Source organism: uncultured Acidovorax sp., assembly GCF_964021665.1.
Taxonomy (GTDB): domain Bacteria; phylum Pseudomonadota; class Gammaproteobacteria; order Burkholderiales; family Burkholderiaceae_C; genus Acidovorax; species Acidovorax temperans.
On sequence record NZ_CAXIAK010000011.1, the window covers coordinates 1 to 26,179 of the forward strand.

20 protein-coding genes are annotated in these 26,179 nt (G+C 64.3%); 6 read left to right on the forward strand and 14 right to left on the reverse strand.

Annotation, left to right across the window (positions count from 1 at the left end):
• On the reverse strand, positions 1-324 hold a 324-nt coding region (locus tag AADJ04_RS04000), incomplete at its 3' end, for a neutral zinc metallopeptidase (RefSeq protein ID WP_341238824.1).
• A gap of 283 nt (positions 325-607) precedes the next feature.
• On the opposite strand from AADJ04_RS04000, the gene AADJ04_RS04005 reads away from it, so the two are divergent.
• On the forward strand, positions 608-2,320 hold the full coding sequence (locus AADJ04_RS04005) for a diguanylate cyclase (protein ID WP_341238825.1): 1,713 nt from the start codon (positions 608-610) through the stop codon (positions 2,318-2,320).
• Between the two features lie 55 nt (positions 2,321-2,375).
• Here the strand turns inward: AADJ04_RS04005 and dcd are convergent, their stop codons facing one another.
• The 4 genes from dcd to AADJ04_RS04025 all read right to left on the reverse strand — a co-directional run bounded on the left by dcd (position 2,376) and on the right by AADJ04_RS04025 (position 6,489).
• On the reverse strand, positions 2,376-2,948 hold the full coding sequence (gene dcd, locus AADJ04_RS04010) for a dCTP deaminase (RefSeq protein ID WP_044396909.1): 573 nt from the start codon (positions 2,946-2,948) through the stop codon (positions 2,376-2,378).
• A 120-nt stretch (positions 2,949-3,068) separates the two neighbouring features.
• Positions 3,069-3,545, reverse strand: coding sequence for a hypothetical protein (locus AADJ04_RS04015; protein WP_198847631.1), 477 nt, complete (start codon positions 3,543-3,545; stop codon positions 3,069-3,071).
• Between the two features lie 168 nt (positions 3,546-3,713).
• Positions 3,714-5,015, reverse strand: coding sequence for a guanine deaminase (gene guaD / locus AADJ04_RS04020; protein ID WP_341238826.1), 1,302 nt, complete (start codon positions 5,013-5,015; stop codon positions 3,714-3,716).
• Positions 5,016-5,394: 379 nt separating this feature from the next.
• The gene (locus AADJ04_RS04025; protein ID WP_341238827.1) at positions 5,395-6,489 is read right to left on the reverse strand and encodes a BMP family ABC transporter substrate-binding protein; all 1,095 of its coding nucleotides are present in this window, start codon (positions 6,487-6,489) and stop codon (positions 5,395-5,397) included.
• A gap of 144 nt (positions 6,490-6,633) precedes the next feature.
• On the opposite strand from AADJ04_RS04025, the gene AADJ04_RS04030 reads away from it, so the two are divergent.
• A complete protein-coding gene (locus AADJ04_RS04030) occupies positions 6,634-7,083 on the forward strand; it encodes an HIT family protein (RefSeq protein ID WP_341238828.1) in 450 nt (149 codons plus the stop codon).
• Positions 7,084-7,092: 9 nt separating this feature from the next.
• On the opposite strand, the gene AADJ04_RS04035 is transcribed toward AADJ04_RS04030, so the two are convergent.
• The 6 genes from AADJ04_RS04035 to AADJ04_RS04060 form a co-directional block, all read right to left on the reverse strand.
• Positions 7,093-8,142, reverse strand: coding sequence for an adenosine deaminase (locus tag AADJ04_RS04035; RefSeq protein ID WP_341238829.1), 1,050 nt, complete (start codon positions 8,140-8,142; stop codon positions 7,093-7,095).
• A 125-nt stretch (positions 8,143-8,267) separates the two neighbouring features.
• Positions 8,268-9,431 (reverse strand): BMP family ABC transporter substrate-binding protein, encoded by a 1,164-nt coding sequence (locus AADJ04_RS04040; protein WP_044398879.1) that lies wholly within the window; start codon positions 9,429-9,431, stop codon positions 8,268-8,270.
• Positions 9,432-9,486: 55 nt separating this feature from the next.
• Positions 9,487-10,407, reverse strand: coding sequence for an ABC transporter permease (locus tag AADJ04_RS04045; protein ID WP_341238830.1), 921 nt, complete (start codon positions 10,405-10,407; stop codon positions 9,487-9,489).
• Entirely contained in the window at positions 10,407-11,477 is a 1,071-nt protein-coding gene (locus AADJ04_RS04050; protein WP_341238831.1) for an ABC transporter permease, read from the reverse strand. The genes AADJ04_RS04045 and AADJ04_RS04050 overlap by 1 nt, the downstream gene beginning before the upstream one ends.
• Positions 11,470-13,068: an ABC transporter ATP-binding protein gene (locus AADJ04_RS04055; protein WP_341238832.1), complete on the reverse strand. Its 1,599-nt coding sequence runs from the start codon at positions 13,066-13,068 to the stop codon at positions 11,470-11,472. The genes AADJ04_RS04050 and AADJ04_RS04055 overlap by 8 nt, the downstream gene beginning before the upstream one ends.
• A 90-nt stretch (positions 13,069-13,158) precedes the next feature.
• Entirely contained in the window at positions 13,159-14,091 is a 933-nt protein-coding gene (locus tag AADJ04_RS04060; RefSeq protein ID WP_341238833.1) for a LysR family transcriptional regulator, read from the reverse strand.
• Between the two features lie 99 nt (positions 14,092-14,190).
• Here AADJ04_RS04060 and AADJ04_RS04065 point away from each other — a divergent pair, with 99 nt between their 5' ends.
• Complete coding sequence (locus AADJ04_RS04065) at positions 14,191-15,810, forward strand: FAD binding domain-containing protein (protein WP_341238834.1); 1,620 nt, start codon at positions 14,191-14,193, stop codon at positions 15,808-15,810.
• Between the two features lie 59 nt (positions 15,811-15,869).
• Positions 15,870-18,158 (forward strand): xanthine dehydrogenase molybdopterin binding subunit, encoded by a 2,289-nt coding sequence (gene xdhB / locus AADJ04_RS04070; RefSeq protein WP_341238868.1) that lies wholly within the window; start codon positions 15,870-15,872, stop codon positions 18,156-18,158.
• A gap of 20 nt (positions 18,159-18,178) precedes the next feature.
• On the opposite strand, the gene AADJ04_RS04075 is transcribed toward xdhB, so the two are convergent.
• Together AADJ04_RS04075 and AADJ04_RS04080 are read right to left on the reverse strand one after the other, a co-directional pair.
• A complete protein-coding gene (locus AADJ04_RS04075) occupies positions 18,179-20,275 on the reverse strand; it encodes a diguanylate cyclase (protein ID WP_341238835.1) in 2,097 nt (698 codons plus the stop codon).
• Between the two features lie 366 nt (positions 20,276-20,641).
• On the reverse strand, positions 20,642-21,265 hold the full coding sequence (locus AADJ04_RS04080; RefSeq protein ID WP_044398896.1) for a Crp/Fnr family transcriptional regulator: 624 nt from the start codon (positions 21,263-21,265) through the stop codon (positions 20,642-20,644).
• A 367-nt stretch (positions 21,266-21,632) separates the two neighbouring features.
• Here AADJ04_RS04080 and AADJ04_RS04085 point away from each other — a divergent pair, with 367 nt between their 5' ends.
• A complete protein-coding gene (locus tag AADJ04_RS04085; RefSeq protein WP_338820358.1) occupies positions 21,633-22,670 on the forward strand; it encodes a porin in 1,038 nt (345 codons plus the stop codon).
• Between the two features lie 310 nt (positions 22,671-22,980).
• Positions 22,981-24,810, forward strand: a complete 1,830-nt coding sequence (locus AADJ04_RS04090) for a phosphodiesterase (RefSeq protein WP_341238836.1) — start codon at positions 22,981-22,983, stop codon at positions 24,808-24,810.
• Between the two features lie 44 nt (positions 24,811-24,854).
• On the opposite strand, the gene AADJ04_RS04095 is transcribed toward AADJ04_RS04090, so the two are convergent.
• Positions 24,855-26,081 carry a urate hydroxylase PuuD gene (locus AADJ04_RS04095; RefSeq protein WP_341238837.1) on the reverse strand — a complete coding sequence of 409 codons (1,227 nt, stop codon included), beginning with the start codon at positions 26,079-26,081 and terminating at the stop codon, positions 24,855-24,857.
• Between the last annotated feature and the right edge of the window lie 98 nt (positions 26,082-26,179).

Here is a 26,179-nt window from a genome sequence, read left to right on the forward strand (position 1 = left end):
CTGGTAACGCCCCCCGCCCGCGCGGAGAACCGTTTGCCGGACATCTTCCGTATCCGCCGGCACGGTCGATACGAAGCGGGCCATGGTGTCGTCTGCCGGTGGGCGCTGCGCAGGGGCCTGCTGCACTTGCGCAGGCATGCCGCCCCCACTGAGCAGGCCCAGAATCGTGAGCGGATTGATGCCCAACACCCAGCCACCCACAAGCGCGATCACGATGGTGCCGATGCCGATACTGCGGCCACCAAACACGGGCATGCCGCCCCCACCCCCACTGCCACGGCGGTCTTCCACGTTGTCCGACTCGCGGTTACCTTCCCATTTCATGCTGCTGCTCCCTGCACCTCGCCACCACGCGGGGTATGGCCTCGATATTAGGCCCAGTTCCCGGCGATCAATCCGGCGCAAAGGGCTGATTGGTAAACAACGGTACGCCCGCCTGCCACCCCGGCCGGTGCCGGATAGCGGGTTTTGCACAGCAGCCGCCCCTGAAGCCTGTATAAAGTGCGACCATGCTGACCACGCAAGCTGCAGGCCGTTTTGCCGCGCCCCCATTCACGAAGGCGCCAATGCGCGGCCCGGGCAACAAGCCCCCTGAAGGACGCCATCGGTGCCATTGAACACCCTCCCCTCTCTCATCTCGGGGCGCAGCCTGCGCACCCAAATTGCATGGGTGTTCGGCGCCCTCGTCGTGACGCTGGCGGTGCTGCTGTCGCTCGGATTTGGCGAGGCACTCAAGCGCCGCATCCAGGGGGACGCCAACGCATCCCTGCAAATGGTGACGGACAACACGGCTGCCTTCCTGGCCCACGGTTTGTTTGAGCGCATCCGAGAAGTGCAGGTGCTGGCCGACGCAGAAGTCATCTGGCGCCACGGCCTGGACACTGCCGAAGTCAAGCACGTCCTGGCCCGCCAGCAGGCCATGCAACCCCACAGCCTCTGGCTTGGCGTGGCCGACGCCCAGGGTGTGGTGCGTGCCGCCACCGGCAACATGCTGCTGGGCCAGAACGTGGAAGAACGGCCCTGGTTCCGGGCTGGCCTGCAAGCGCCCTACGTGGGTGACGTCCAACCCGCCAAGCTGCTCGAAAGCCTCTTGCCGCCCACCAAGAGCGGCGACCCCTACCGATTCGTGGACTTTGCCGCGCCCATCCGCATCGGATCGACCACGGTGGGCGTGCTGGGGGTGCATGGCTACTGGGAATGGGTCAACGAGATGATCCAGACCCTGACACCTGCCGTAGCGCGTGAGCAGCAACTGGAAGTATTCATCTTTGACAGAAGCGGTCAGCTCATCCATGCCCCAGGCCGGCAGCAAGCGGTGCTGCAGCGGCTGGGCCAGACGCTGCCCGACCCCGGCTTTGCCAAAGTTCCCAGCGATGCCCACCAGCCCCGTGAAATCAAGGTGCTGCGCTGGCAAGACGGCAAGACCTACCTGACCGCGCACTCACACTTGCCCGCACGCAACGCTGAAAGCGACCTGGGCTGGCACATCGTGGCGCGCATTCCCGTGGACATTGCCTTTGCCCAAGCCGACGCGGCCGTGGCCAAAGCCCTGCTGGGTGGACTGGCGGCAGCCGCCGTGGCATCGCTACTGGCCTGGTTGGCCGCGCGCCGGCTGAGCGAGGACCTGGACGCGCTGGCGCGGGCCGCAAAGGATCTGGAGGCAGGCAAGCCGGGGGCTGATATTCCAGCAGCCCATAGCAGCCGCGAAGTGCAGCGGCTGTCTTCCGCGCTGCGCGACATGATCCACAAGCTGCTGTCAGCCAACGAGGCGATGGAAACCCAGGTGCGGCAGCGCACCCAGCAGTTGGAAGAAGCCAACCAGGAGCTGGACCGCCAGGCCCGCAGCGACCCGCTGACCGGGCTGCTCAACCGGCGTGGTTTTGACGCGCAGATGAACCACGACCTGGCCCTGGCACGCCGCAGCGGCCGCCCCTTGTCGATCATCACGGTGGATGTGGACCACTTCAAACGCATCAATGACACGCATGGCCATGATGTGGGCGACCAGGTACTGCAGCGGCTGGCCGCCACACTGGCCACGCGGCTGCGCCAATCGGACGTGGTGGCCCGGCTGGGCGGTGAGGAATTTGCGGTGCTGTTGCCCGACACCGACCTGGAAGGCGCGCGCACCATTGCACAGGAGCTGGTGGATTCGCAAGCGTCCCTGGGCTACCCGGTGATTGGCGGGCTCACCATCAGCGCGGGGGTGTCCACACTGCGGGGCGCGGAGGACACAGCGCAGGAACTGCTGCGGCGAGGCGACATGGCGCTGTACCAGGCCAAGCGCGAGGGCCGCAACTGCGTGGTGGTGCAGGCGTAGCGCGGGGGCGAGCCTTCACTCGCCTTCGGCTGCAACGCCCGCTAACGCCTGGGCCTCAGGCCTTGGGCAAGGTCACGCCCACCTGGCCTTGGTATTTGCCGCCGCGGTCCTTGTAGCTGACCTCGCAGACATCGTCCTTGTCGCTTTCAAAGAACAGCACCTGGGCGCAGCCCTCGCCCGCATAGATGCGCGCCGGCAGCGGCGTGGTGTTGGAAAACTCCAGCGTCACGTAGCCTTCCCACTCGGGCTCGAACGGTGTGACGTTGACGATGATGCCGCAGCGCGCATAGGTGCTTTTGCCCAGGCAGATGGTGAGCACGTTGCGCGGAATGCGGAAGTACTCCACCGTGCGGGCCAGCGCAAAACTGTTGGGCGGGATGATGCAGCTGTCGCCGTGGAAATCGACAAAGCTCTTTTCATCAAAGTTCTTGGGGTCCACCACCGTGCTGTGGATATTGGTGAAGACCTTGAATTCAGGCGCGCAGCGGATGTCGTACCCGTAGCTGCTGGTGCCGTAGCTGATGATCTTGTGGCCTTCGCGTTCACGGATCTGGCCAGGCTCAAAGGGCTCGATCATGCCGTGCTCTTCGGCCATGCGGCGGATCCACTTGTCGCTCTTGATGCTCATGCTGCAAATTCCTCGGCAATTACTACGATTTTGATAGCTGCTGGCGCTTGATAAATCGGCGCCCGAGCCATATTTTGCTTGAGAATTCTGCCGCCGCCACAGGACAAAGCCTCAACTGCATCAAGGTTTGGCGAACTCCAGGGTGTTCACGGGGCTCCTCGATCCATCATCATCCGACAGGTACAAGGTAGTGCCTTGCAACTCGAAAGTACCGCAATCCACCTGCGCAATGCGGTAGTAGTCGCGGCATACCTGGTTTCCCTTGAACTTCCAGCTTTTGCCAAAGTTGGCACCGCCTTCGGGACCGGACTCCAGCTTTCCGCCCGGTCTGAAGTGAACGAAGAACCGCTTGCCCGACTTTCCGCTGGTGACCAGCATCTTGGTCACCGCATCGTCCTTGATGAGCATGGACTTGATCTCTGCCTCGGTCAGCACCCGATCCGGCCCACAAGGGAGCCATTGCGGTGCGCCAGCCCGCGCCTCACAAGCCGCTGGGGCCGGGGATGCAGGCTCTTTGGGCGGGTCTTGCGCCAACGCCGCCAACGGCGTCAGTGCAGCGACGAGCCGCAAACCACGCAAGCAGTGGGTCGGGGACATGGATACCTCCTGGGTCAAAGCAAACACGCGCCGCACGCGTCTGGCGCAGCTTGGTGCACGGGCCCACTGTGCCACCCTGCTGCGGGGCAAGGCATCCTTCGAACGCAGTATCGACGCAGGGATGATTCTGCGATACGCGTTCAAACGCCTGCTCTGCGCAACATCGCGCTAGGTGGCACGCTGGTTGGCGCCTTGCTGACCAATCACCGTTTGCTCCACAACCCGGTCGTCGCCCAGCACGATCAGCGCAAACAATAGCTCATCCAGGCTCTGGGCCTGGCGCGTCTTGCGCGCCAGCAGCGGCGTAGCTTCGGGGTTGAGCACCAGAAAATCGGCCTCGCACCCAGGCTGCAGGTTCCCCACCACACCCGCCAGGCCCAGCGCCTGGGCTGCACCCGCCGTGTGTTGCCACCACAGCTGCTGGGGCGAGAGGCTCAGGCCAGGCTTGGTCTGCCCTTCGCGCCCCACATAGTAGGCGGCCATCATCGTATGGAAGGGGCTGAAGCTGGTGCCACCGCCCACGTCACTGGCCAGGCCGTAGCCAAATCCCACCCGGTCCGCACTCGCGTAGTCGAAAAATCCGCTGCCCAGAAAAAGGTTGCTCGTCGGGCTGACGGCGGCCACGGCGCCGGTGTCGCGCATCAGGGCGCGGTCATCGTCATCAAAGTGGATGCAGTGTGCATACACGGCACGATCGCGCATCAGGCCAAAGTCGTCGTACACGCCAAGGTAGCTGCGCGAGCGCGGGAACAGCTCGCGCGCCCAGCGGATTTCATCCAGGTTCTCGGCCACATGCGACTGGATCCACACATCGGGGTAACGCGCCGCCAGCTCACCCGCGCCGCGCAGTTGCGCAGGCGTGCTGGTGGGGGCAAACCGCGGCGTGATGGCGTAGCCCAGGCGGTCCACACCGTGCCAGCGCTGGATCAGCGCTTCGGTATCGATGAGGCTTTGTTCGGTGTCGTCGCGCACACCATCGGGCGAGTGGCGATCCTGCAGCACCTTGCCGGTGATCAGGCGCAGATGCTGGCGCTGCGCCTCGGCGAACAAGGCATTCACCGAGGCAGGGTGTGAGGTGGAAAAAGCCAGCGCCGTGGTCACGCCGTTGCGCAACAGCTCTGCTATAAAAAACTGAGCTACTTGCGCACTGTAATCGTGCGCTGCAAAGCGTTTTTCATGTGGAAATGTGTAGTTCTCCAGCCAGGGTAGCAACCCGTCAGCGGGAGATCCGATCACGTCCGTCTGCGGGAAGTGGATGTGCATGTCCACAAACCCGGGCGCAAGGATGCGCCCCGGCAGGTGGGTGACAGGCTGGTCTGCGTATTGCGAGCCAAGTGCCTGCCATGAGCCTGCCGCCAGCACCCGCTGGCGGCCCTGCGCGTCGGGGCCAATGGCCAGCAGGCCATCTTCGTCATACAGGGCGCGGCCGTCGTCGGCAAAGCGCAATAGGGCGGAACGGTATACAGACATGGGTACTAGGGCCTGTTCACACTATTTTTGCCAGTGCGAAGGCCATGAAAGCCGCGCCAATCTAGGCGCGTGACGACGCCAAGGCCGGGGCCTTGGCTAGAAACGCAACAACGAGTGGCGCGGCTTTCATGGCCTTCCCTTCGGGTTGCAACCAAAAAGAGCCATCCGCGGCGTTGCCAAGCCTCGCTGGGGCCGCACCCCAGCTTCGTTTGGCGCCTGGCGCCTGACTCTTTTTGATTGCAACGCATCTGGCAAAAATAGTGTGAACAGGCCCTAGCTTACTGGCACCGTCCCGCGCCCACATACGGCGCGCACCATAGTGGCTATGGACGGCAGCTTGCAAGGCATGGGCCGAGTCCATGCGGGACCGCGAGGGCGCTCAACGCGCCAGCTTGCCCACCACCCCTTCCACCAGCCAGTTCATCTGCAGGATCTGTGCATCACCCAGCGCCTGGCCTGCAGCAATCCGCTCCTGCCCCTCGTTGTCGCGCACGGGGGTCTTGCCTGCGCGGAAGGGCAGGAGCGTGCCGGCTCCAATGGCCTTTTGCGCCTTCAGCACCTCTTGCTGCACAGCCGTCGGCACGCGGGTGCCAAAGTCACCGACGCGGATCATCTCCTCGCGCACACCGCCCCAGAGGTTTGCACTCTTCCAGGTGCCGTTGGCTGCAGCTCGAACGCGCTCGGTGTAGTAGCGGCCCCACTGGTGCGTCACGGCCACGATCTGCGCGTCAGGCCCGATGCGCCGCATGTCAGAGTGGTAGGCCACTGCCATCTTTCCGCGCTCTTGCGCCGCTGCCATCACGGCCGTGGAGCCGGTGTGGAAGGCGATCACGTCCACGTCCTGGTTGAACAGCGCCATGGCGGCATCGCGTTCCTTGGGGGGGTCAAACCACACGTTGAGCCACACGACCTTGACGGTGGCCTGCGGGTTGACCGACCGCATGCCCAGGGTAAAGGCATTGATGCCCTGCAGCACCTCGGGGATGGGGAAGCCCGCCACAAAGCCAGCGACACCGGTCTTGCTCATGCGGCCTGCCGCGATGCCAGCCAGGTAGCGGCCTTCGTAATAGCGCGCATTGGCTGTGGCCACATTGGCGGTCTGCTTGTAGCCGGTGATGGATTCGAACTTCACATGGGGAAAGTCCTGCGCCACCTTGAGCGTGGGCTCCATGTAGCCAAAGCTGGGGGTGAAGATGATCTGGTGCCCGGTCGCAGCCAGATCGCGGATCACACGTTCGGCATCCGCGCCCTCGGCTACGTTCTCGACAAACGTGGTTTTGACCTGGCTGCCCAAAGCCGCTTCGACAGCCTTGCGCCCCTCTTCGTGCTGGCGCGTCCAGCCCGCCTCGGTGATGGGCGAGACATAGACAAAGCCAGCCTTCACGGGCTCGGCCTTCGGCTTCGCGGGGTTTTGGGAAAAAGCGGGGGAGAAAAAACAGGCGGCCGCGAGCGCGGCAGCGAGGTTTTTGTACATGGTGTTCCTCTACATGGTCCCGGGGACAGAAAACAAAAAACCGCCGGGACAGCGGTCTTTGCCTCTGATTTTACCGCAGCCTCTCCAGGTTGCAGTGCGGGCTACCATACCGCCATCACCCACACGTTTGCGAAGGCCTCCCGCATGCCCATGTTCGTTGACTCCACGCCCCCTGGCCAGTGCCTCTTTTGCCTATTGGTGGCTGGCGAAATACCGTCGGCCCGGGTGTGCGAGGACGACATGACCCTCGCCTTCATGGACATCGGGCAGGTCAACCCCGGCCATGTGCTGGTGGCCACCAAGCGCCATGCCACCACGCTGCTGGACCTGACGCCCCAGGAGGCCGCCGCTGTGATGCAAACTGCGCAGCGTGTGGCCAAAGCCATCGAGGCCACCTTCCAGCCACCCGGTATCACCCTGCTGCAGGCCAACGGGCGCGAGGGCGACCAGACGGTCTTTCACTTTCACATCCATGTGCTTCCGCGTCATGCACAGGATGGCGTCACCTTCACCTGGCCTCGCAAAGAGCCAGACACCGCCACACTGCAAGGCTATGCCAAACGCCTTGCAGCCGCCATTGCGGCGCCAGCGTAATCAACGGACTCAGTCATACTCGACAAAGCGCTCGAACACCCCTTTGAGCTGGTGCTCCCACGCCCGCTTTTGCGGGTTGGTGGCAAAGCTGGCCTCAAAGCTGTTGAACGCCAGTTGGTACGCGTGCCTGGCCGTCAGGCCCGTGGCGGCAAACAGCTGGGTGAAGTTCTCGTTGATGTAGCCCCCAAAGTAGGCGGGATCATCAGAGTTGACGGTGACGGCCAGCCCTGCATCCAGCAGCTTGCCCAGGTTGTGGTCAGCCAGGTTGGGGAAGACGCAAAGCTTCTGATTGGACAGTGGGCACACCGTGAGCGGAATACGCTCCTGCGCCAGGCGCTGCATCAGGGCGGCGTCGTGGATCGCCTGAACGCCATGGTCGATGCGCTCCACCTTCAGCACATCCAGTGCGCTCCAGATATAGGCCGGGGGGCCCTCCTCACCCGCATGGGCCACCAGGTGCAAACCCAGCTCCTTGCAGCGGGCGAACACCCGGGCAAACTTCTCTGGCGGGTGGCCGAGTTCACTGCTGTCCAACCCCACGCTGATGAACTTGTCGCGAAATGGCAAGGCCTGCTCCAGCGTTTCAAAGGCAGACTCTTCGCTCAGGTGGCGCAGGAAGCACAGGATCAGCGAGGCGTTCACGCCCAGTTTCTGCCCCGCATCCACACAGGCGCGGTGCAGGCCATGCACTACCGTGGCCATGGTCACGCCGCGCTCGGTGTGTGTCTGCGGGTCAAAGAACAACTCAGCATGTACCACGTTGTCGGCCGCGGCACGCTCGAAGTAGGCCCAGGCCATGTCGTAGAAGTCCTGCTCGTGCAGCAGCACGCTGGCGCCTGCGTAGTAGATGTCCAGAAAGCTCTGCAGGTTCGTGAACGCGTAGGCCCGGCGCAGGCTTTCCACATCGGCATAGGGTAGCGCCACACCATTGCGTTGGGCCAGCGCGAAGATCAGTTCAGGCTCCAGCGAGCCCTCGATGTGGATGTGCAGCTCGGCCTTGGGCATCTGGCGCAACAGTTCGGGCAGGCGCTGGGCAGGAACGGGGGGGACTTTGAACATGGGCAGACTCCATGGGTATCGTTGAAAACATCATGCCCTTTTGCCATCTGAATGCAAACCAACAAACCAGGACAAGATAAAAAAAGGCCGCCCGAAGGCGGCCTTGGCTTCATAAAAACAGCGCCTTACTTCTTGTCGGCACCAGGGATCTTGCCTTCCACGCCCTTGACGTAGAAGTTGATGCCACCCAGGAACTTGTCGTCGGCCACAGCATCTTTTTCCAGCACGGGCTTGCCGTCCTGGCCAGCGATGGGGCCCTTCCAGATCACGAAGCTGCCATCGGCCAAGCCCTTCTTCACCTCTTCGACCTTGGCCTTGGTTTCGGCAGGCACGTCTTCGGCGATGGAGACGATGTCGATCGCACCTTCCTTCACGCCCCACCAGGAAGATTCGCCGCCCTTCCAGTTGCCTTCCAGTGCATCCTTGGTGGCCTTGATGTAGTAAGGACCCCAGTTGATGACGGCAGAAGCCAAGTGAGCCTTTGGACCGTAGGCGGTCATGTCGCTGTCCCAGCCAAAGGCGCGCTTGCCCTTTTCCTGGGCCGTCTTGAGCACGGCGGGCGAGTCGGTGTTCTGGAACAGCACGTCAGCGCCGCCGTTGATCAGGCTGGTTGCGGCTTCGGTTTCCTTGGGCGGGCTGAACCATTCGTTCACCCACACCACCTTGGTCTTGATCTTGGGGTTGACCGACTGCGCACCCAGCGTGAAGCTGTTGATGTTGCGGATCACTTCAGGGATTGGCACCGAGCCGACCACACCCAGGGTGTTGGACTTGGTCATGGCCCCAGCGATCACGCCGGCCATGTAGGCGCCTTCGTAGGTGCGGCTGTCGTAAGTGCGCACGTTCTCGGCGGTCTTGTAGCCTGTGGCGTGCTCAAACTTCACGTCCTTCAGGTCGCCTGCGATCTTCTGGATGGACTCCATGTAGCCAAAGGTGGTGCCAAAGATCAGCTTGTTGCCCTGGCCCGCCAGGTCGCGCAGCACGCGCTCGGCGTCGGCGGATTCGGGAACGCTTTCCACAAAGCTGGTCACCACCTTGTCGCCAAATTCCTTCTCGATGGCTTTGCGGCCGTTGTCGTGCGCAAAAGACCAGCCGCCGTCGCCCACAGGGCCCACGTAGGCAAAAGCGATCTTCAGTGGCTCGGGCTTGGGTGCTGGGGCTTCAGCCGCAGGAGCTGGGGCGGGAGCAGGCGCGGGCTCTTCCTTCTTGCCGCAGCCCACCATGGCAGCAGCCGCCAGGGCAGACAGTGCCGCCACTTTGAACAACGAACGCTTTTGCAGATCGGTCATGTCGATTCCTTGTGAGAAAACTGTGAAACGGGAGGAGAAAAACGAAAAACAGCCATTATGAGCCGGGGTAAAACGGCTTGCCGAGAGACGCGGGCATGTTCACGCGAATCCAGGTGGGGTTGCGTGAGATCAGGGCCAGCACCACGATGGTGGCCAGGTAGGGCAGCATGCTCAGCAATTGGCTGGCCACCTGCACGCCCGTGGCCTGCAAATGGAACTGCAGCATCGTCACCCCACCAAACAGATACGCACCAAGCAATACCCGTGCCGGGCGCCAGGTGGCAAAAGTGGTGAGCGCCAGCGCAATCCAGCCGCGCCCTGCCACCATGCCCTCCACCCACAGCGGGGTGTAAACGGTAGAGATGTAAGCCCCGGCCAGCCCGCACAGTGCGCCGCCCGCCACCACAGCCAGCAGCCGGATGCGGCGCACGGGGTAGCCCAGCGCGTGGGCAGACTCGGGCGACTCGCCCACCGAGCGCAGCACCAAACCGGCGCGCGACCGATACAGGAACCACACCAGCGCCAGCACCAGAAGCATGGTGAGGTACACCAGCGCGTGCTGCTGGAACAGCGCAGGCCCTACCAGCGGAAGATCTCCCAGCACGGGAATGGCGTACTTGGGCAGCTCAGGCAACTTGGCCTGCACGTAGCTGATGCCCGCAAAGGCCGAGAAGCCGACGCCAAACAGAGACAGCGCCAGCCCTGTGGCGTACTGTGTGGTGTTGAGCCAGATGACCAGTACACCGAAGACGGCCGCCAGCAATGCGCCTGCAACCATGCCTGCCGCAAAGCCCAGCCAGGTGTTGCCCGTGTGCACCACGGTGGCAAAGCCTGCAATGGCGGCGCAAAGCATCATGCCCTCAGCCCCCAGGTTGACGATGCCCGCCTTTTCGTTGATGAGCAGGCCCAGGGCCGCAATGGCCAGCACGGTGCCCGCACTCAGCGTGGCGCCGATAAGGAGTGCATACGATTCCATCACTTGCCTCCCTTCGAGGCCACCCAGCGGATGCGGTAGGCAATCAAGGTGTCGCAGGCCAGCAGCGTGAACAGCAGCAGCCCCTGGAATACGCCCGTAAGGGATTTGGGCAGGCCCAGGCGCGACTGCGCCAGTTCACCGCCGATGTAGAACATGCTCATGAGAATGGCCGAAAGGATCATGCCCACAGGGTGCAAACGCCCTACAAAGGCCACGATGATGGCCGCGAAGCCGTAGCCCGCAGGCACATAGGGCGTGAGCTGGCCAATGGGCCCAGCCACCTCCAGCGCACCCGCTAGGCCCGCTGCGCCGCCCGAGATCAGCAGCGCTGTCCACAGCGCGCGGCGCGATGAAAAGCCTGCATAGCGCGCCGCTGCCGGGGCCAGCCCGCCCACCTGCTGGGCAAAGCCCGCCCGGGTGCGAAACAGAAACACCCACAATGCGGCCGCCCCAGCCATTGCCAGCAGCAGGCCAATCGACACGCGCGAGCCCTGCATCAGTCGGGGAATCTGCGTGACCTTCTCGAACGTCTTGGTCTGCGGAAAGTTGTAGCCCATGGGGTCTTTCCACGGCCCATAGACCAGGTAGCCCAGTACCAGCGTGGCCACGTAGACCAGCATCAGGCTGACCAGGATTTCATTGGCATTGAACTTGTCGCGCAGCAGCGCCGTGAGCCCCGCCCAGGCCATGCCGCCCAGCACCCCGGCCAGCAAGATGGCGGGCACGATCCACGGCCCGGTGGTCTTGTCGGCCAGCAGTGCCACACCGCCCGCCACCACTGCGCCAATCACAAACTGCCCCTCAGCGCCGATGTTCCAGACGTTGGAGCGGAAACACACGGCCAGCCCCAGCGCGATGAGCAGCAGCGGCGTGGCCTTGACCATGAGCTCGCCCAAGGCGTACTGCGACTTGATCGGCTCCCAGAAGAACACCTGCAAGCCCCGCGCCGGGTCTTTGCCCAGCGCCATGAACAGGGCGATACCAATGAGCACCGTCACAGCCAACGCCAGCAGCGGCGAGCCGTAAGTCCACAGGCGAGACGCCTGGGGGCGCGGTTCCAGCTTAAGCATGCTGTACCTCCCCAGCTGCGGTCTGTTGTTGGGCTTGTTGCGCCAGATGGGCTTGCACATCAGCATGCCACAGGCCGCTCATCCACTCGCCAATGCGCTCCACCGTGGCCTCAGCACGCGGCACGGAGGGAGACAAATGCCCCTTGGCCACCACATGCAGCCGGTCGCAGATTTCAAACAATTCGTCCAGTTCCTCACTCACCACCAGCACGGCGCAGCCCGCATCGCGCAGCGCCAGAATCGAGCCGCGAATCTGCGCAGCCGCCCCCACGTCCACCCCCCAGGTGGGCTGCGAGACGATGAGCAACTTGGGATTGGCGTCGATCTCGCGCCCCACGATGAACTTTTGCAGGTTGCCGCCCGACAGCGACTTGGCCGCGGCATGGGGGCCACCGGCCTTCACATTGAAGCGCCGGATGATGTCCTCAGCGTGCTTTTGCAACGCCCCGACCTTGATCCAGCCGCTGCCGCTGACCGAGTCAGTGCGCGTGAGCAGCAGGTTGTGCGCCAAGCCCATGGTGGGCACGGCGCCACGGCCCAGGCGCTCCTCGGGCACAAAGTGCAGGCCCAAAGCACGGCGCTGGGCAGGCCCCATACGCCCCGCGTTCTGGCCTGCGACCTGGACGCTGGCCGCATCGGCCCGCTGGTCTTCGCCAGACAGTGCGTACAGCAGCTCCTTCTGCCCATTGCCCGACACCCCGGCAATGCCCACCACTTCGCCCGCCTTGACCTCAAACTCCACATCGATCAAGTCCACGCCAAACTGGTCCGCGCGCGGCAACGACAGGTTTTGCACCCGCAGCACCGTGGCACCGACTTGCGCCGGGCGGTGCTCCAGCGCAGGCGGCTCGGCGCCAATCATCAGGCGCGACAGAGAGGCGTTGGTTTCTTCCGCAGGGTTACACACCCCGGTGACCTTGCCGCCCCGCAGCACAGTGCAAGCGGTGCACAGCGCGCGAATTTCGTGCAGCTTGTGGCTGATGTAGAGAATGCTGCAGCCCTCGGACGCCAACTGGCGCAGTACCACGAAGAGCTTTTCCACTGCCTGGGGCGTAAGCACCGAAGTGGGCTCGTCCAGGATCAGCAGCTTGGGGTTGGTGAGCAGGGCGCGGATGATTTCCACGCGCTGCATCTCGCCCACACTCAGGGTGTGCACAGGGCGCAGGGGGTCGATGTCGAGGCCATATTCGGCGGCCTTGGCGGTAATGCGGCTGGTCACTTCGGCCAGCGTCTGGCTCTTGTCCAGGCCCAGCCACACGTTTTCGGCCACCGTGAGGGTGTCGAACAGGCTGAAGTGCTGGAACACCATGGCAATGCCCAAGGCGCGTGCCTCTTGCGGGTTGCGCACCTGCACGGCTTGGCCGTTGAAGTGCACGCTGCCTTCGTCGGGCTTGACCGAGCCATAGATGATTTTCATCAGCGTGGACTTGCCCGCGCCGTTTTCGCCCAGCACGGCGTGGATCTCGCCGGGCTGCACCGTCAGCGACACACCGCTGTTGGCCACCACGGCCGGGTAGCGCTTGGTGATGCCCGCCAGCTGCAGCCGTGGCGGCGCCGCACCAGGCGCTGAAGGAATGGGGGGAGAACTCATGCGGGGATTGTCTCTCAGAATTACAACTTGTTATCTCTGGGCGTATAGGGGCAAATCTTGCCTTGCGGCTTTGTCAGCGTGCGCAAGCAGCTATTCTTTTCGTAGCGACGCGGCGACGGACTTGACCGTATCCCGCAACCAGATGGCCGCAGCCGAGTGGTGGGTGCGTGCATGCCACAGCTGGTAATACATCAATCTTGGAAACGCCACCGGGCTGGGCAGGATGGCCAGCGGCAGCTGCGCTGTGAACCGTTCGCAAAACTGGCGCCCGGTGGTCAAGACCAGCAGGCTGGAAGCCACGATGTGCGGAATGGCGCTGAAATGCGCGCACCGCGCGGTGATGTTGCGCGAAAGGCCCAGGCTGTCCAGGTGTGCATCGATCACACCACGCGCGCCGGGGTGGGTGGGCGTGGGGGCGATGTGCTCAGCCGCCAGCCAGTCGGCCTCGGTCCATCCCCGGCGCACGGCAGGATGGTCCTGGTTCACCAGGCACACCACTTCGTCACCAAAGAGACGCCCCATGTGCAGGTCATCCGGCGGCTGGGGCCAGTTGCCAATCACCACATCCACATCGCCCTGGGCCAGGTGGGCGTGGTAATGCGCATCGGCCGACAGGGGCAGGATTTCAATCGGGCACAGGGGGGCTTGGGCCTTGATACGGGCGACCAACTGGGGCAGGAAGAGCGGATCCAGATAGTCGCTGGCCGCCACGCGGAAAGTGCGGGTGGCCGTGCGCGGGTCAAACCCCCGCGCATCAGAAAACAGTGCCTCGGCCGAGCGCAGGATCAGCGCGGCGGGCTCCACCATGCGCAGGGCAGCGTCGGTGGGCATCATGCTGGCGCCCGATCGGACCAGCAGCGGGTCGCCCGCCAGGTCGCGCAAGCGCTTGAGCGCGGCCGACACCGCTGGCTGGTGCATGCCCAGGCGGACGGCGGCCCTCGATACGCTGCGTTCAGTAAGCACGGTGTGCAAGACCCTTATGAGATGGAGGTCTATCTTGTCGAAAAGGGCTTGGTCTCTCATAGCGGTGGGGGCATGGCTGTCATAAGCTTGCACGTATGCCGACGGCGGCACTGCGTTCTACCCTCTGCGGGGCCTTCAAAGATCAAAGAAGCGTTTGTCATGACCACAAGACCCTTGCAATTCCTGCGCCGAGGCCAGCCCGTGGCGCTGGGCAATGTACCACCCGACCGCACTTTGCTGGAGGTGCTGCGCGAGGACCTGGGCTGCACCGGCACCAAGGAAGGCTGCGGCGAAGGCGACTGTGGCGCCTGCACCGTGGTGCTGGGCGAGGCTGATGGCCACGGCAAGGTGCGCTACAGCGCTGTGAACAGCTGCATCCGCCTGGCCCATTCGGTTGACGGGATGGCGCTGTGGACGGCGGAAGATCTGGCCGAAGACCCGCTGATCCAGCCGGTGGCCACATCGACGCAGCCCGCAGACCAAACCACGCATCACAGCGCACTGCATCCGGCGCAAGAAGCCATGGTGCAGTGCCACGGCTCTCAGTGCGGCTTCTGCACCCCCGGCTTTGTCATGAGCCTGTTTGGCATGTACCAAAACCGGGTGTGCCAGGGCCAGAGCATCTCGCGCGCACTGGCTCAGCAAGATCTGTCAGGCAACCTTTGCCGCTGCACGGGCTACCGCCCCATTCTGGACGCGGCCCAGCACATGGCCCAGCTGCCTCCGATGGCGGTGAACGAAGCCGAATTGCTACAAAAACTAGAGCTGCTTGCGCTTACCCCACAAGCGCCAGAGGCCAATTTGGCTTACATTGCCCCCACCACCCAGGCCGAACTGCTGGCCGCCCGCGCTGCCCACCCCCAGGCACAGGTGGTGGCAGGCGCCACCGATGCGGGCCTGTGGGTGAGCAAGCAACACCGCCAGTTGGCCCAGGTGCTGGACGTGACCCGCGCCGCCGAGCTGCGCCGCATCGACGACACCCCTGAACACATCGCCATCGGCGCCGCCGTGACGCTCACCGAGGCGTTTGCCCGGCTCACCGCCCAGTGGCCCAGCCTGGCCGAGTTTGCCCACCGCTTTGCAGGCCTGCCCGTGCGCAACTCGGGCACGCTGGGGGGCAATGTGGCCAACGGCTCGCCCATTGGCGACTCCATGCCGCTGCTGATCGCGCTGCGTGCCCAGGTGGTGCTGGCCAGCCAGGCGCGGGGCGAGCGAGCGCTGCCGCTGGAAGCCCTGTACACCGGCTACCGCCAGAACGTGATGGCGGCCGACGAGTTGCTCGTGCGCATCGTGGTGCCGAAACCATCGGCCACCGAGTCCGAGCCGCCGCCGGGCCGCCCCAAGGCGGCGAGCGCCCCCACGGGGGGCAGCGACGACACGCCAGTGCGGAGCGTGGGGGCCAACATCTTGCAGGCATACAAGATTTCCAAGCGCTTTGACGACGACATCTCTGCGGTTTGCCTGGTGCTGAACCTCGACATCGCAGACGGCACGGTGCAGCGCGCCAGCATCGGCGCGGGTGGCGTGGCGGCCACCCCGGTGCGTGCACAGCAAACCGAAGCCGCGCTGCAAGGCCAGCCCTGGACCGAGGCCACGGTGCAGCAGGCCATGCGCGTGCTGCAGGCCGAGTTCAGCCCCATCTCCGACATGCGCGCCAGCGGCGACTATCGCCGCACGGTGCTGGGCAATCTGCTGCAACGCTTTTGGCTGGAAAGCCAGGGCGGCGCCCCGGCCAGCATCGCCCAACTGCAGGCGAGCCATTTGGAGGGCGTGCTGTGAAACCTTCCATCGACCACACCGTGACCGACACCGCCCAGCCCGCCCCCGCACGCACTGCCATGGGGCAATCGCACTTCCACGAAAGCGCACGCGCCCAGGTCGCTGGCGCCGCCCATTACATCGACGACCTGCCCGAGGTGAAGGGCACGCTGTACGCCGCGCCCATCCTCTCCAACGTGGCGCACGGCACCCTGAACAGTGTGGACGCCACCGCCGCACTGGCCCTGCCCGGCGTGCGCGGCGTGGTGCTGGCGCAGGACGTTCCCGGCGACAAGATCCTGGCCGCATTCGGGCACGACGAGCCCGTGTTTGCGCTGGACAGCGTGCAGTTTGTCGGCCAGGTGATCGGCCTGGTGGTGGCCGACTCGGTCATGCAGGCGCGCCGCGCCGTGCGTGCCGTCAAGCTCGACATCACCCCCCTGCCCGCCGTGCTCTCGGTGCAGGACGCGCTGCAGGCGCAAAGCTACGTGCTGCCCCCGGTGTTTGTGCGCCGGGGCGATGCGGCCACGGGCCTCGCGCAATCGGCACACCGCATGCAGGGCGCGTTTGAAGTCGGCGGCCAAGAGCACTTCTATCTGGAAGGCCAGATCGCCTATGCCCTGCCGCTGGAGCAAAAACAGTGGTGGATCTACTCCAGCACCCAGCACCCCGGCGAAGTGCAGCACTGGGTGGCCCACGCGCTGGGCATTGACAACCATGCGGTCAAGGTGGAGTGCCGCCGCTTGGGCGGTGGCTTTGGCGGCAAGGAAACGCAGGCCGGACACCTGGCTGTGTGGGCGGCGGTGGCAGCGAACAAGCTGGGCCGCCCCGTCAAGCTGCGGCTGGACCGGGACGAAGACTTCATGGTCACCGGCAAGCGCCACCCGTTTGCGTACGAGTACGACGTGGGCTTTGACGACACCGGCCGCATCACGGGCCTGAAGCTGCAAATGGCTGCCAACTGCGGTTTCAGCGCCGACCTGTCCGGCCCCGTGGCCGACCGGGCGGTGTTCCATGCCGACAACGCGTATTACCTGAGCGATGTGGAGATTGCGTCATACCGCTGCAAGACGAACACCCAGAGCCACACGGCGTTCCGCGGCTTTGGTGGGCCGCAGGGTGTCATCGTCATCGAGGCCATCCTGGGCGACATCGCCCGTGCACTGGGCCGCGATGCGCAGGATGTGCGTCTGGCCAACCTGTACGGGCGCGATGCCAGCGAGGGCCGCAACGTCACCCACTACCAGATGGCGGTGGAAGACAACATCCTGCACGAGTTGCTGCCGCAGCTGGAGCAGACCGCCAACTACCGCCAGCGCCAGGCCGAGATTGCTGCGTGGAACGCGCATAGCGCGGTGCTCAAGCGCGGCATCGCCATCACCCCGGTCAAGTTCGGCATCAGCTTCACGGCCACGCTGTTCAACCAGGCAGGCGCGCTGGTGCATGTGTACACCGATGGCAGCGTACAGGTGAACCACGGCGGCACCGAAATGGGCCAGGGCCTGCACACCAAGGTGGCGCAGATCGTGGCCGATGAGCTAGGCGTGCCGCTGCACCGTGTGCTGGTGACGGCCAGCGACACCAGCAAGGTGCCCAACGCCAGCGCCACCGCCGCCAGCAGCGGCACCGACCTGAACGGCCGCGCCGCCCAGTACGCCGCGCGCAACGTGCGCGACAACCTGGCATCGTTCGTGTGCGGGCTGGACGGCTGCGGCGCCGGGGCCATCCGCTTTGTGGGCGGGCAGGTCATCTCGCCAAAAACCGTGCGCAGCTTTGACGCCGTGGTGAAAGAGGCGTACGCCAACCGCATCCAGCTGTGGAGCGACGGTTTCTATCGCACGCCCAAAATCCACTACGACAAGGCCACCCTTACTGGCCGACCTTTCTACTACTTCAGCTACGGCGCAGCCTGCTCTGAGGTAGTGATCGACACGCTGACGGGCGAGAGCCGCGTGCTGAAGGTGGACATCCTGCACGACGTGGGCCACAGCATCAACCCGGCCATCGACGTGGGGCAGATCGAGGGCGGCTTCGTGCAAGGCATGGGCTGGCTCACCACCGAGCAACTGGTGTGGAACGACAAGGGCTACCTATCGACCCACGCCCCCAGCACCTACAAAATTCCGGCCACGGGCGACATTCCTGAGCACTTCAAGGTGGATCTGTGGCCCGAGGCCAACCGCGAAGACAACGTGGGCGGCAGCAAGGCGGTGGGGGAGCCACCCTTCATGCTGGCGATCAGCGTGTATGAAGCGCTGCGCAATGCCATCGCCGCGGGGCGCAGCGGCGAAGCGTCAGCAAAACCGGTAGTGTTGACGGCCCCTGCCACAGCCGAGAACGTGCTGAGGGCGCTGGGGCGCTTGAGTTGACCGAGTTCTCTGATGGCGAGTCAGGCCGGGCCCAGCGCCACACGCCCTGACGCAGACGCTTCGCGGGCGCGACCAGTCTGTACCCGGTTGCGCCCCGCCCGCTTGGCGTCGTAGCACGCCATGTCGGCCGCGTACAAGACGGAAGCCACGTCTTGCATGGACGCATCCAGAGCCACCAGACCAATACTCATGCTGAGGGTGAAGCTGCTGCCCTGGTACGACGGTGCCCAGGCCTGCACCGCCTGGCGCAGTTGCTCTGCCACCGCCTGGCCTCGCGCCAAGGCACAGCCTGGCAGCACCACGGCAAACTCATCGCCGCCCACGCGGGCAGCCCAGCCCAGCTGTCGCACCTGCGATTCCAGCAGCCGCGCCACATGGCGCAGCGCATCGTCGCCCGCGTCATGCCCCGCCAGGTCATTCACCACGGTGAAATGGTCCAAGTCCATGAACAACACCACGCCCTCGCCTGCAGCCGCAGCGTGCGGCGCCGCACCGTCATCGCGCAAACGGGTGGCGCGCTCGGCCAGCAGGGCTCCCAGACGCTCGTCAAACGCCGCACGGTTGAACAGCTGGGTCAGCGCATCGTGCTCGGTCTCCCAGGCCTTTTGCTGCTGCGCCTCGCGGGCCGCGGTGATGTCTTCCAGAATCCACACCGTGCCGCCATCGATGGACCCAGCCCCCACGCCCCGCCCCTGTACGCGCGCCCACACGGGGCTGCCGTCCTTGCGCATGAAGCACACGTCGCCATCAAACGCGCCGTGCACCGCAAACTCGGCCTGCACCCTGGCGCCAGCGCGGGCGTATTCCTCTGAAGAGGCATAGATGGTTCGCGCGGGCTTGCCTTGCAGTTCGGCAGGGGTATAGCCCAGCATCAGGCAGGTTTGCCGCCCCACCACCTCCAGCACGCCGTGGCGCGTGATGACGATCCCGACCGAGGCGTGGTCCAGAATCGCCTGAAACTGGCTACCCAGCGTGGACTGTTGCTCCGCATGCTGGCTGCCCTGGCGCGCCAGCCGCTCCAGCGCCTGGACCAGGTCACCCACTTCGCCCCGCGCCCGGGGCCACTGCACGGGCCCCTGGGTGTCGCCCTGCAGCAATTGCTGTGCAGCCAGCCGCAGCCGAGCCAGGGGTTGGGCCATCCACCCCAGCAGCAGCACCAGCAGCACGGCGCCCGCGCCCAGTGCACCTGCCACGGTCCACCATGCATCGCGTTGCGCACCCGCCAGTGGCGCCAGCAAAGCGCGCGAGTAACTGACCCGGGCAACCACCCACTGGGGCAGCGGCATGCCCGCCATGCTGACGATGTGGTCGGGCATCACCTGCGTGATGCCCCGGCCCACCAGCGGCTGGGCTTGCTGCAGCCACTGCGCATACACCGCTGACAACCCCGCCTCGTCCCGCACATTGCCCAGCACCCGGGTGGGGTCAGAATGCGACAGGATGGTTCCGTCCCGCGAGAACACCACCAGCCGCGAATCGTCTCTTTCAGGTAATGCCATGGAAGGCGGCAGCAGGCTTTGCGATTGCAGCTTAAGCGCACCGCCTACAGCCCCCAGCACGGAGCCATCTTCCCGGTGCATGGGCATGGTGAAAGTCACCCGGGCGTCGCCTGTTCCGCCGGCCACCAGCTCCGATACCTGGGGCTTTCCATCGGCCAGGGTGCGCCGCAGCACATCGCGTTCTGCTGGCTCCAGTGAGGCTGCGGCCACAGGCCGGCCCCCGCGCAGGTTGAGCAGCATGGCACCGTCGCTGCCCACCACCTGCACCGCATCAAAAAAGCCCAGGGCGGGCAGCGCAAGATACTGCCGCTGGTCGTCAAAAAAACTGGAATCCTGCATGCGCGGCGTGACACCTGCAGCCATGGTGCGCAACACCTTCTGGCTCTGCTCCATCTTGCTGGCCAGCAGGCGCGCAATCACTTCGACCTCGTCGGTCTGCTGTGCCACCACACGGCGCATCGCCTCCTGGCCCGACACCTGGGACACATGCCACGCGGCGCCAGCCCCCGCCAGCACCATGGCGCACACTGCCACCAAAATCATGCGCAGCACCCAAGGCCCGGGCATATGCCAGGACGGAGCTTCGAAAGGCTGTGCTGGAGCAGGGCGTGGGGTCATGGCGCGCCCGCAGAGATAAGCAACAGCACTCTGCCGCAACCGCACGCCAACCTGCCTGCGCAAGCCGTGGCGCGCATAACATGGGCTGGGTAGTCAGGTGGCAGGCTGGGCATAAAGGCTGGTGATGGCAGCAAGGCTTCCAGCAAATATACGCAGTACATCCAGGGCCACGCTTGGGTGGAACCCTCATCAAATCACACGGAGAAACCCTTAGGGCAACTGGGCTTTGCAAGGTCCCAACGCAGGGCACCGACAGGGGATGGCCGCAGTGTAGACACAGCCGCCAGCCAATGGCAAACGCGCTGAAAACCAGCGCGTTCAATCCTCAGGATTCAGCGATTCAGCTATTCAGGGGCTGCGCTGCCGTCAGCTACCTGCCATGGTTTGCAGCGCCAGGGGCTGCGGCAGGTTCAGCACATTGCCTGTGCCGTGGATGAGCCCCATCTCGCGCAGATGGCGAAGTACGCGCGAGAAGGTTTCCGGGGCAATGCCCAGCTGCGCCGCAATCAAGCGCTTGCGCTGGTGCAGCGTGACGCGCATGGTGCCTGACGCATCCTGCTGGGCATGGTTCAGCAACCACTGGGCACAGCGTGTTTCCGCGTCGTGGGCCAGACGGCTCACCGCCAGTTCAGACTGCTGGCGATAGCCCGACGCCATGTCGAGCAGCAGGCCACGCGCCCCTTCGGGCATGGCGGCCAGGCTTTGGCGAAACTCCGCAATAGGCACCCGGCGCAACTGCACACGCGTTTCGGCCACCATGTCCACCGGCAAGGGCAGACCGAGCAACGCCGAAGCAGCGTCGAGCCAGAACGGGCCTTCCACCGCACCCAGCTGGTGCCGCAGGTAGCCTTCTTCGTAGAAGCCGCGCAGCACCCTCCCGCTTTCCAGGTGCAGCACAGAGGTAAGCACCTCATTACGCCTGCGCAGCACTTCGCCGGCGGCAAATACTTCCGTCTGGACGGGCAAGGAAAATAAGTTGGATGGCAGCATGCGATTGAATGTGCCGCCGCAGGCCGCAGAAGGCTTTGAGCAAGATCAAAAGCCGCGCGGAACCTACCCCGATTAGCTCAAAGCCAGCAGCCATGCCCCTTGGGTGGACGCACAGCCCGTGCTCAATTCGGTGCATTCAGCGCATAGCGCCCTCTTGCGGTGCCGACCCCTGCGGCAAAAGTGACAATATGCAACCGCCAGGAGTGCAAAGCCGGGGCACAAAACTTGCTCAGCCTTCTGGCATGCAAACGAAGTGCGCCACCACGCGGCCATCGGCAGCGCCACAGCGGCTGAAAGCGCAATGGCGCAACTTCCCAAGCATTCATTTTTGACTTTGTTTACAACCCTTCCCAACCCAGGAGAACCCATGAAAAAAAACCTGTTGGCACTGTCCCTTTCGCTGGGCGGCGTGCTGCTGTGCGCTGGCGGCGCCCATGCCCAAAGCTCGGTTGAAGTGTCCGGTCTGGTCGATGTGTTTGCCGGCTCCATCAAAAACTCTGGCGATGCAGGCCGCAAGTCGGTGGTCGACAGCGGTGGCCTCACCACATCCTGGTTTGGCTTCAAGGGCACCGAAGACCTCGGCGGCGGGCTCAAGGCCAACTTCCAGCTGACCTCATTCATCAAGGTAGACACAGGCAGCCAGGGCCGCTTCGCCAACGACACCTTTTTCTCGCGCGACGCCAACGTCAGCCTCTCGGGCAGCTTTGGCTCGGTGATGCTGGGCCGCTGGATGGCGCCCAACTTCCTGCCCTCCGTGGTGGGCAACCCGCTGGGCGACTCGTTCACCTTTTCGCCCCTGATCCTGCACATGAACGTGCCTTTGTTCAACGGCACAGGCTGGGGCGCCACCACGCCGTCTGACACGGGCTGGAGCAACCAGCTGGTGTACAGCACACCCAACATCGGCGGCTTCAAGGCCAACTTGCAGTACCAGTTTGGCGAGCAGGCCGGCAACAACGGCAAGAAGAACGTGGGTGCCAATTTCTTCTACTTTGGCGGCCCGCTGACGCTGACCGGTTTTTATGAACGCGACCAGATCAGCAACCCCGGCGCAGGCAGCTACCTGGGCACCACCAAGAAGGACTGGATGCTGCTGGGCGCCTACGACTTCGGCGTGGTGAAGCCCTTTGTGAGCTACGGCCAGGCCAAGGCCGACAACAACCCGAACAAGGCCAAGACCGTGCAACTGGGCGCCTCGGTGCCCGTGGGCCCCGCGGGCAAGGTGCTGGTCGAATGGGTGAAGACCGACCTGTCGCAAACCAAGGTGGACCGCAAGACCTACACCGTGGGCTACGACCACTTCCTTTCCAAGCGCACCGACGTGTACGCCATGTTCATGGGCGACAAGATCACCAACCAAACCTCTGGCACCAGCTTTGGCGTGGGCATTCGCCACCGTTTCTAAAGCGGCTTGAGCTAGGCGGGCAGCGCGCTGCGGCTGCTCGTCTGCTCCATCACGATTTGCCAAGGGGCCTGTTTCAGGCCCCTTTTTCTTGGGTGACTTTGCAACAAGGCAACCCCTCAAATACACAAGGCATGTTGGCATCCAGCGCTTAATACAAAAGCGCAATCAGCTATACATTTGATAGCAAACCAGGAACTACAGCGCACACCGCAGCCTGGCGCAAGCTCCCCGCCCCTCTTTTGCCACTTGTAACCACCGTGTCACAAGTCGCCGCTATCGTCAGCCCCTGCTCAGGGATTCAACACAAGCGATGCAAAACACACAGTGCAGCCGACGGGAAGCGATGGTGGCGCAACTGTCGCCCGCTGCACGCCATGGCACAGGCCCGCTGGCGGGCTTGATGCGCGATGGCGCGCTGCATTGCGTTTTTCAGCCCCTTGCCGATCTGCGCGAGGGCAGCGTCTATGCCCATGAAGCGCTAATCCGAGGCCCCCACGGCAGCCTCTTGCACGCACCCGATGCCCTGCTGGCGCAGGCCCGCACCGAGGGAGTGCTGCAGGATTTCGAGCTGTTCTGCGTTTTCACCGCGCTGGAACAATGGAGCGCCCAGGCCACACCAGGGCGCCTGTTCGTGAACATCAGCGCCGACGCTTTGGTCCACGGCGTGGGCATGGTGGGCATGGCCAAGCTGGGCGAAGCGGTGCGCAGCTGCGGCCTCAATGCGCGGATGCTGGTGCTGGAAATTACCGAGCACGAGCGCGTGACCGACATGCCTCTGCTGCGCGAAGCCATTGACGCGGTGCACGCCTGCGGCGCCCGCATGGCGCTCGATGACTTTGGCGATGGCCGCTCCAGCCTGCGCCTGTGGTCCGAAGTGAAGCCCGACTTCGTGAAGATCGACAAGTACTTCATCCGCGAGATCAGCGACCGCCCCGAAAACCTGCAGATGCTGCAAGCCATCAAAGGCATTGCCGATGTGTTTGGCACCACGCTGATTGCCGAAGGCATTGAAACGCAGGACGACCTGCGCGCCCTGCGGGACCTGGACATACCCTACGGCCAGGGCTGGCTGCTGGGACGGCCCGCAGCCATGGCGCGTGAAACCATTGAAGGCCCGGCCCTGGATGTGCTGCACGACCGCCGGGTGGCCGTGCTGCCGCACCTGGGGCAAACCGCGCGCCCCAGCATCTTGCGCAGCCTGCGCGTGGTGCAGGCCCCGCCCGTCACCCCCACCACCACCAATGACGCAGTGGCAGCGATGTTCCACGAAGGCACCGAACTGCACGCCCTGGCCGTGGTGGACGGCACGAAGCCCGTGGCCCTCATCAACCGCCAGCAGTTCATGAACCACTACGCCACGCTGTACTTCCGCGAAGTGTACGGGCGCAAGCCCTGCCTGGCGTTTGCCAACACTGCGCCGCGCGTGGTGGAGCAAGACTGCGATGTGGAACAGCTCATGGGCATCCTCACATCGCAAGATCAGCGCTACCTGAGCGACGGCTACATCGTGACGGACAACGGCCGCTACATCGGCCTGGGCACGGGCGACCAGCTGGTGCGCGCGGTGACCGAAACGCGCATCGAAGCCGCCCGCCACGCCAACCCACTCACGTTCTTGCCGGGCAACATCCCCATCAGCCTGCACATGCAGCGCCTGCTGGACAACGGCACCGAGTTCGTGGCCTGCTACGCCGACCTGAACCACTTCAAGCCCTTCAACGACCACTACGGCTACTGGCGCGGCGACCAGATGATCCGGCTGGTGGCGCGCCTGGCCACCATGCACTGCGATGCGCGGCGCGACTTTGTGGGCCATGTGGGTGGGGACGATTTCATGCTCATCTTCCAGAGCAGCAACTGGCGCCAGCGCTGCAAAAACATCATCCAGGACTTTGGACGCGAAGCGCTGGCCTTGTTTGACGAATCAGCCCGGCGGTCGGGCGGCATCCACTCTGAAGACCGGCACGGCGTGCGCAGGTTCTTTCCGTGCACCACCCTGGCGGTGGGTGCGGTTCACGTCACGCCAGGGCGCTTTCGCCACGCGGAAGAAGTGGCCAACGTGGCCGCCACCGCCAAGCACGAAGCCAAGCAAACCGCTACCGGCTTGGTGCTGCACACCGGAATGCCCCCGCAGACCTGAACATGCTGGTGGCGTGAGCGCGGCCAGTATCTGGAAAACAACCGTCAAGGCACCAGCGCCCCCGCCTCAAACCAGCGGCCAATCAGCGCACGCTCGGCATCGGTGATCTGCGTGGCATTGTTCATGGGCATCAGCTTTTGCACCACCACCTGCTGGTAGATGGCCTGGGCGTTTTGCCGAACCAGGGCCGGCTCGTCCAGCCGCAGGTTCTTCATCTGCACCTGCGCGCCGTGGCAGGTGTAACAGCGCTGCTCCAGCACACCCCGCACCATAGCAAAATCAACCTTTGCATCATTTTGGCCTGCAGGGCTTGTGGCGCTTGCGCTGCCAGCTACTGAAACAGGAGCAGGCCGCATCCACACCATGGCGCCGACGATGACGGCCACGCCCACCAGCGCGTAGGGCAGCGGGTTGCCGTTGCGGCCCAGCTTGTAGCCATGGCGCATCACGAAAAACTGGCGAATGGCCGCGCCCGCAAACATCATCAGGATGAGCACCAGCCAGTTCTGCGGGTGGTTCCAGGTAAAGCTGTAGTGGTTGCTGAGCATGGCGAACAGCACCGGCAGCGTGAAGTAGGTGTTGTGCACGCTGCGCTGCTTGCCGCGCTTGCCGTGGATGGGGTCCACTGGCTGCCCCGCCTTGATCTGCGCCACCACCGTGCGCTGGCCGGGAATGATCCAGAAGAACACGTTGGCGCTCATGGCCGTGGCGATCATGGCGCCCACCAGCAAAAAGGCCGCGCGGCCTGCAAACCAGTGGCAGGCCAGCCACGAAGCCACGCACACCAGCACGAAGACGAGTGCACCCACAATGGCGTCGCCGTTTTTGCGCTGGCCAAAGATGCGGCAGATGGCGTCGTACAGCAGCCAGAACACCACGAAGAAGGCGAGCGCCACGATGATGGCGGTGGCGGGCGCCCAGTCCATCTTCGATTTGTCAATGAGGTAGGTGCTGGCGCTGTAGAGGTAAGACACCGTGAACAGCGCAAAGCCACTGAGCCAGGTGCTGTAGCTTTCCCAAAAGAACCAGTGCAGATGCCCCGGAAGCTTGGGTGGCGACACGGCGAACTTGACCGGGTGGTAGAACCCGCCGCCGTGCACGGCCCACAGCTCACCGCTCACGCCCTGCTTTTTCAGGTCATCGTCTTCGGGCGGCGTGAGGCTGCTGTCCAGAAAGACGAAGTAGAACGACGAGCCAATCCAGGCGATGGCGGTGATGACGTGGACCCAGCGCAACAGCAGGTTGGCCCAGTCGAGAACGTAGCTTTCCATATCTCAACCTCGGCAGCGCATGGCGCTGCAAACCTGCTCACCACTGCGGGCGCTCTGAGCAGAACACACAGGTCGCGCACCTTGGCTCGCTGGCCTCT

Coding starts and splice junctions, on each gene's coding strand:
- dcd (WP_044396909.1), bottom strand. CDS start 2,948: ATGAGCATCAAGAGCGACAAGTGGATCCGCCGCATGGCCGAAGAGCAC.
- AADJ04_RS04015 (WP_198847631.1), bottom strand. CDS start 3,545: ATGTCCCCGACCCACTGCTTGCGTGGTTTGCGGCTCGTCGCTGCACTG.
- guaD (WP_341238826.1), bottom strand. CDS start 5,015: ATGTCTGTATACCGTTCCGCCCTATTGCGCTTTGCCGACGACGGCCGC.
- AADJ04_RS04025 (WP_341238827.1), bottom strand. CDS start 6,489: ATGTACAAAAACCTCGCTGCCGCGCTCGCGGCCGCCTGTTTTTTCTCC.
- AADJ04_RS04030 (WP_341238828.1), top strand. CDS start 6,634: ATGCCCATGTTCGTTGACTCCACGCCCCCTGGCCAGTGCCTCTTTTGC.
- AADJ04_RS04035 (WP_341238829.1), bottom strand. CDS start 8,142: ATGTTCAAAGTCCCCCCCGTTCCTGCCCAGCGCCTGCCCGAACTGTTG.
- AADJ04_RS04040 (WP_044398879.1), bottom strand. CDS start 9,431: ATGACCGATCTGCAAAAGCGTTCGTTGTTCAAAGTGGCGGCACTGTCT.
- AADJ04_RS04045 (WP_341238830.1), bottom strand. CDS start 10,407: ATGGAATCGTATGCACTCCTTATCGGCGCCACGCTGAGTGCGGGCACC.
- AADJ04_RS04050 (WP_341238831.1), bottom strand. CDS start 11,477: ATGCTTAAGCTGGAACCGCGCCCCCAGGCGTCTCGCCTGTGGACTTAC.
- AADJ04_RS04055 (WP_341238832.1), bottom strand. CDS start 13,068: ATGAGTTCTCCCCCCATTCCTTCAGCGCCTGGTGCGGCGCCGCCACGG.
- AADJ04_RS04060 (WP_341238833.1), bottom strand. CDS start 14,091: ATGAGAGACCAAGCCCTTTTCGACAAGATAGACCTCCATCTCATAAGG.
- AADJ04_RS04065 (WP_341238834.1), top strand. CDS start 14,191: ATGACCACAAGACCCTTGCAATTCCTGCGCCGAGGCCAGCCCGTGGCG.
- xdhB (WP_341238868.1), top strand. CDS start 15,870: ATGGGGCAATCGCACTTCCACGAAAGCGCACGCGCCCAGGTCGCTGGC.
- AADJ04_RS04075 (WP_341238835.1), bottom strand. CDS start 20,275: ATGACCCCACGCCCTGCTCCAGCACAGCCTTTCGAAGCTCCGTCCTGG.
- AADJ04_RS04080 (WP_044398896.1), bottom strand. CDS start 21,265: ATGCTGCCATCCAACTTATTTTCCTTGCCCGTCCAGACGGAAGTATTT.
- AADJ04_RS04085 (WP_338820358.1), top strand. CDS start 21,633: ATGAAAAAAAACCTGTTGGCACTGTCCCTTTCGCTGGGCGGCGTGCTG.
- AADJ04_RS04090 (WP_341238836.1), top strand. CDS start 22,981: ATGCAAAACACACAGTGCAGCCGACGGGAAGCGATGGTGGCGCAACTG.
- AADJ04_RS04095 (WP_341238837.1), bottom strand. CDS start 26,081: ATGGAAAGCTACGTTCTCGACTGGGCCAACCTGCTGTTGCGCTGGGTC.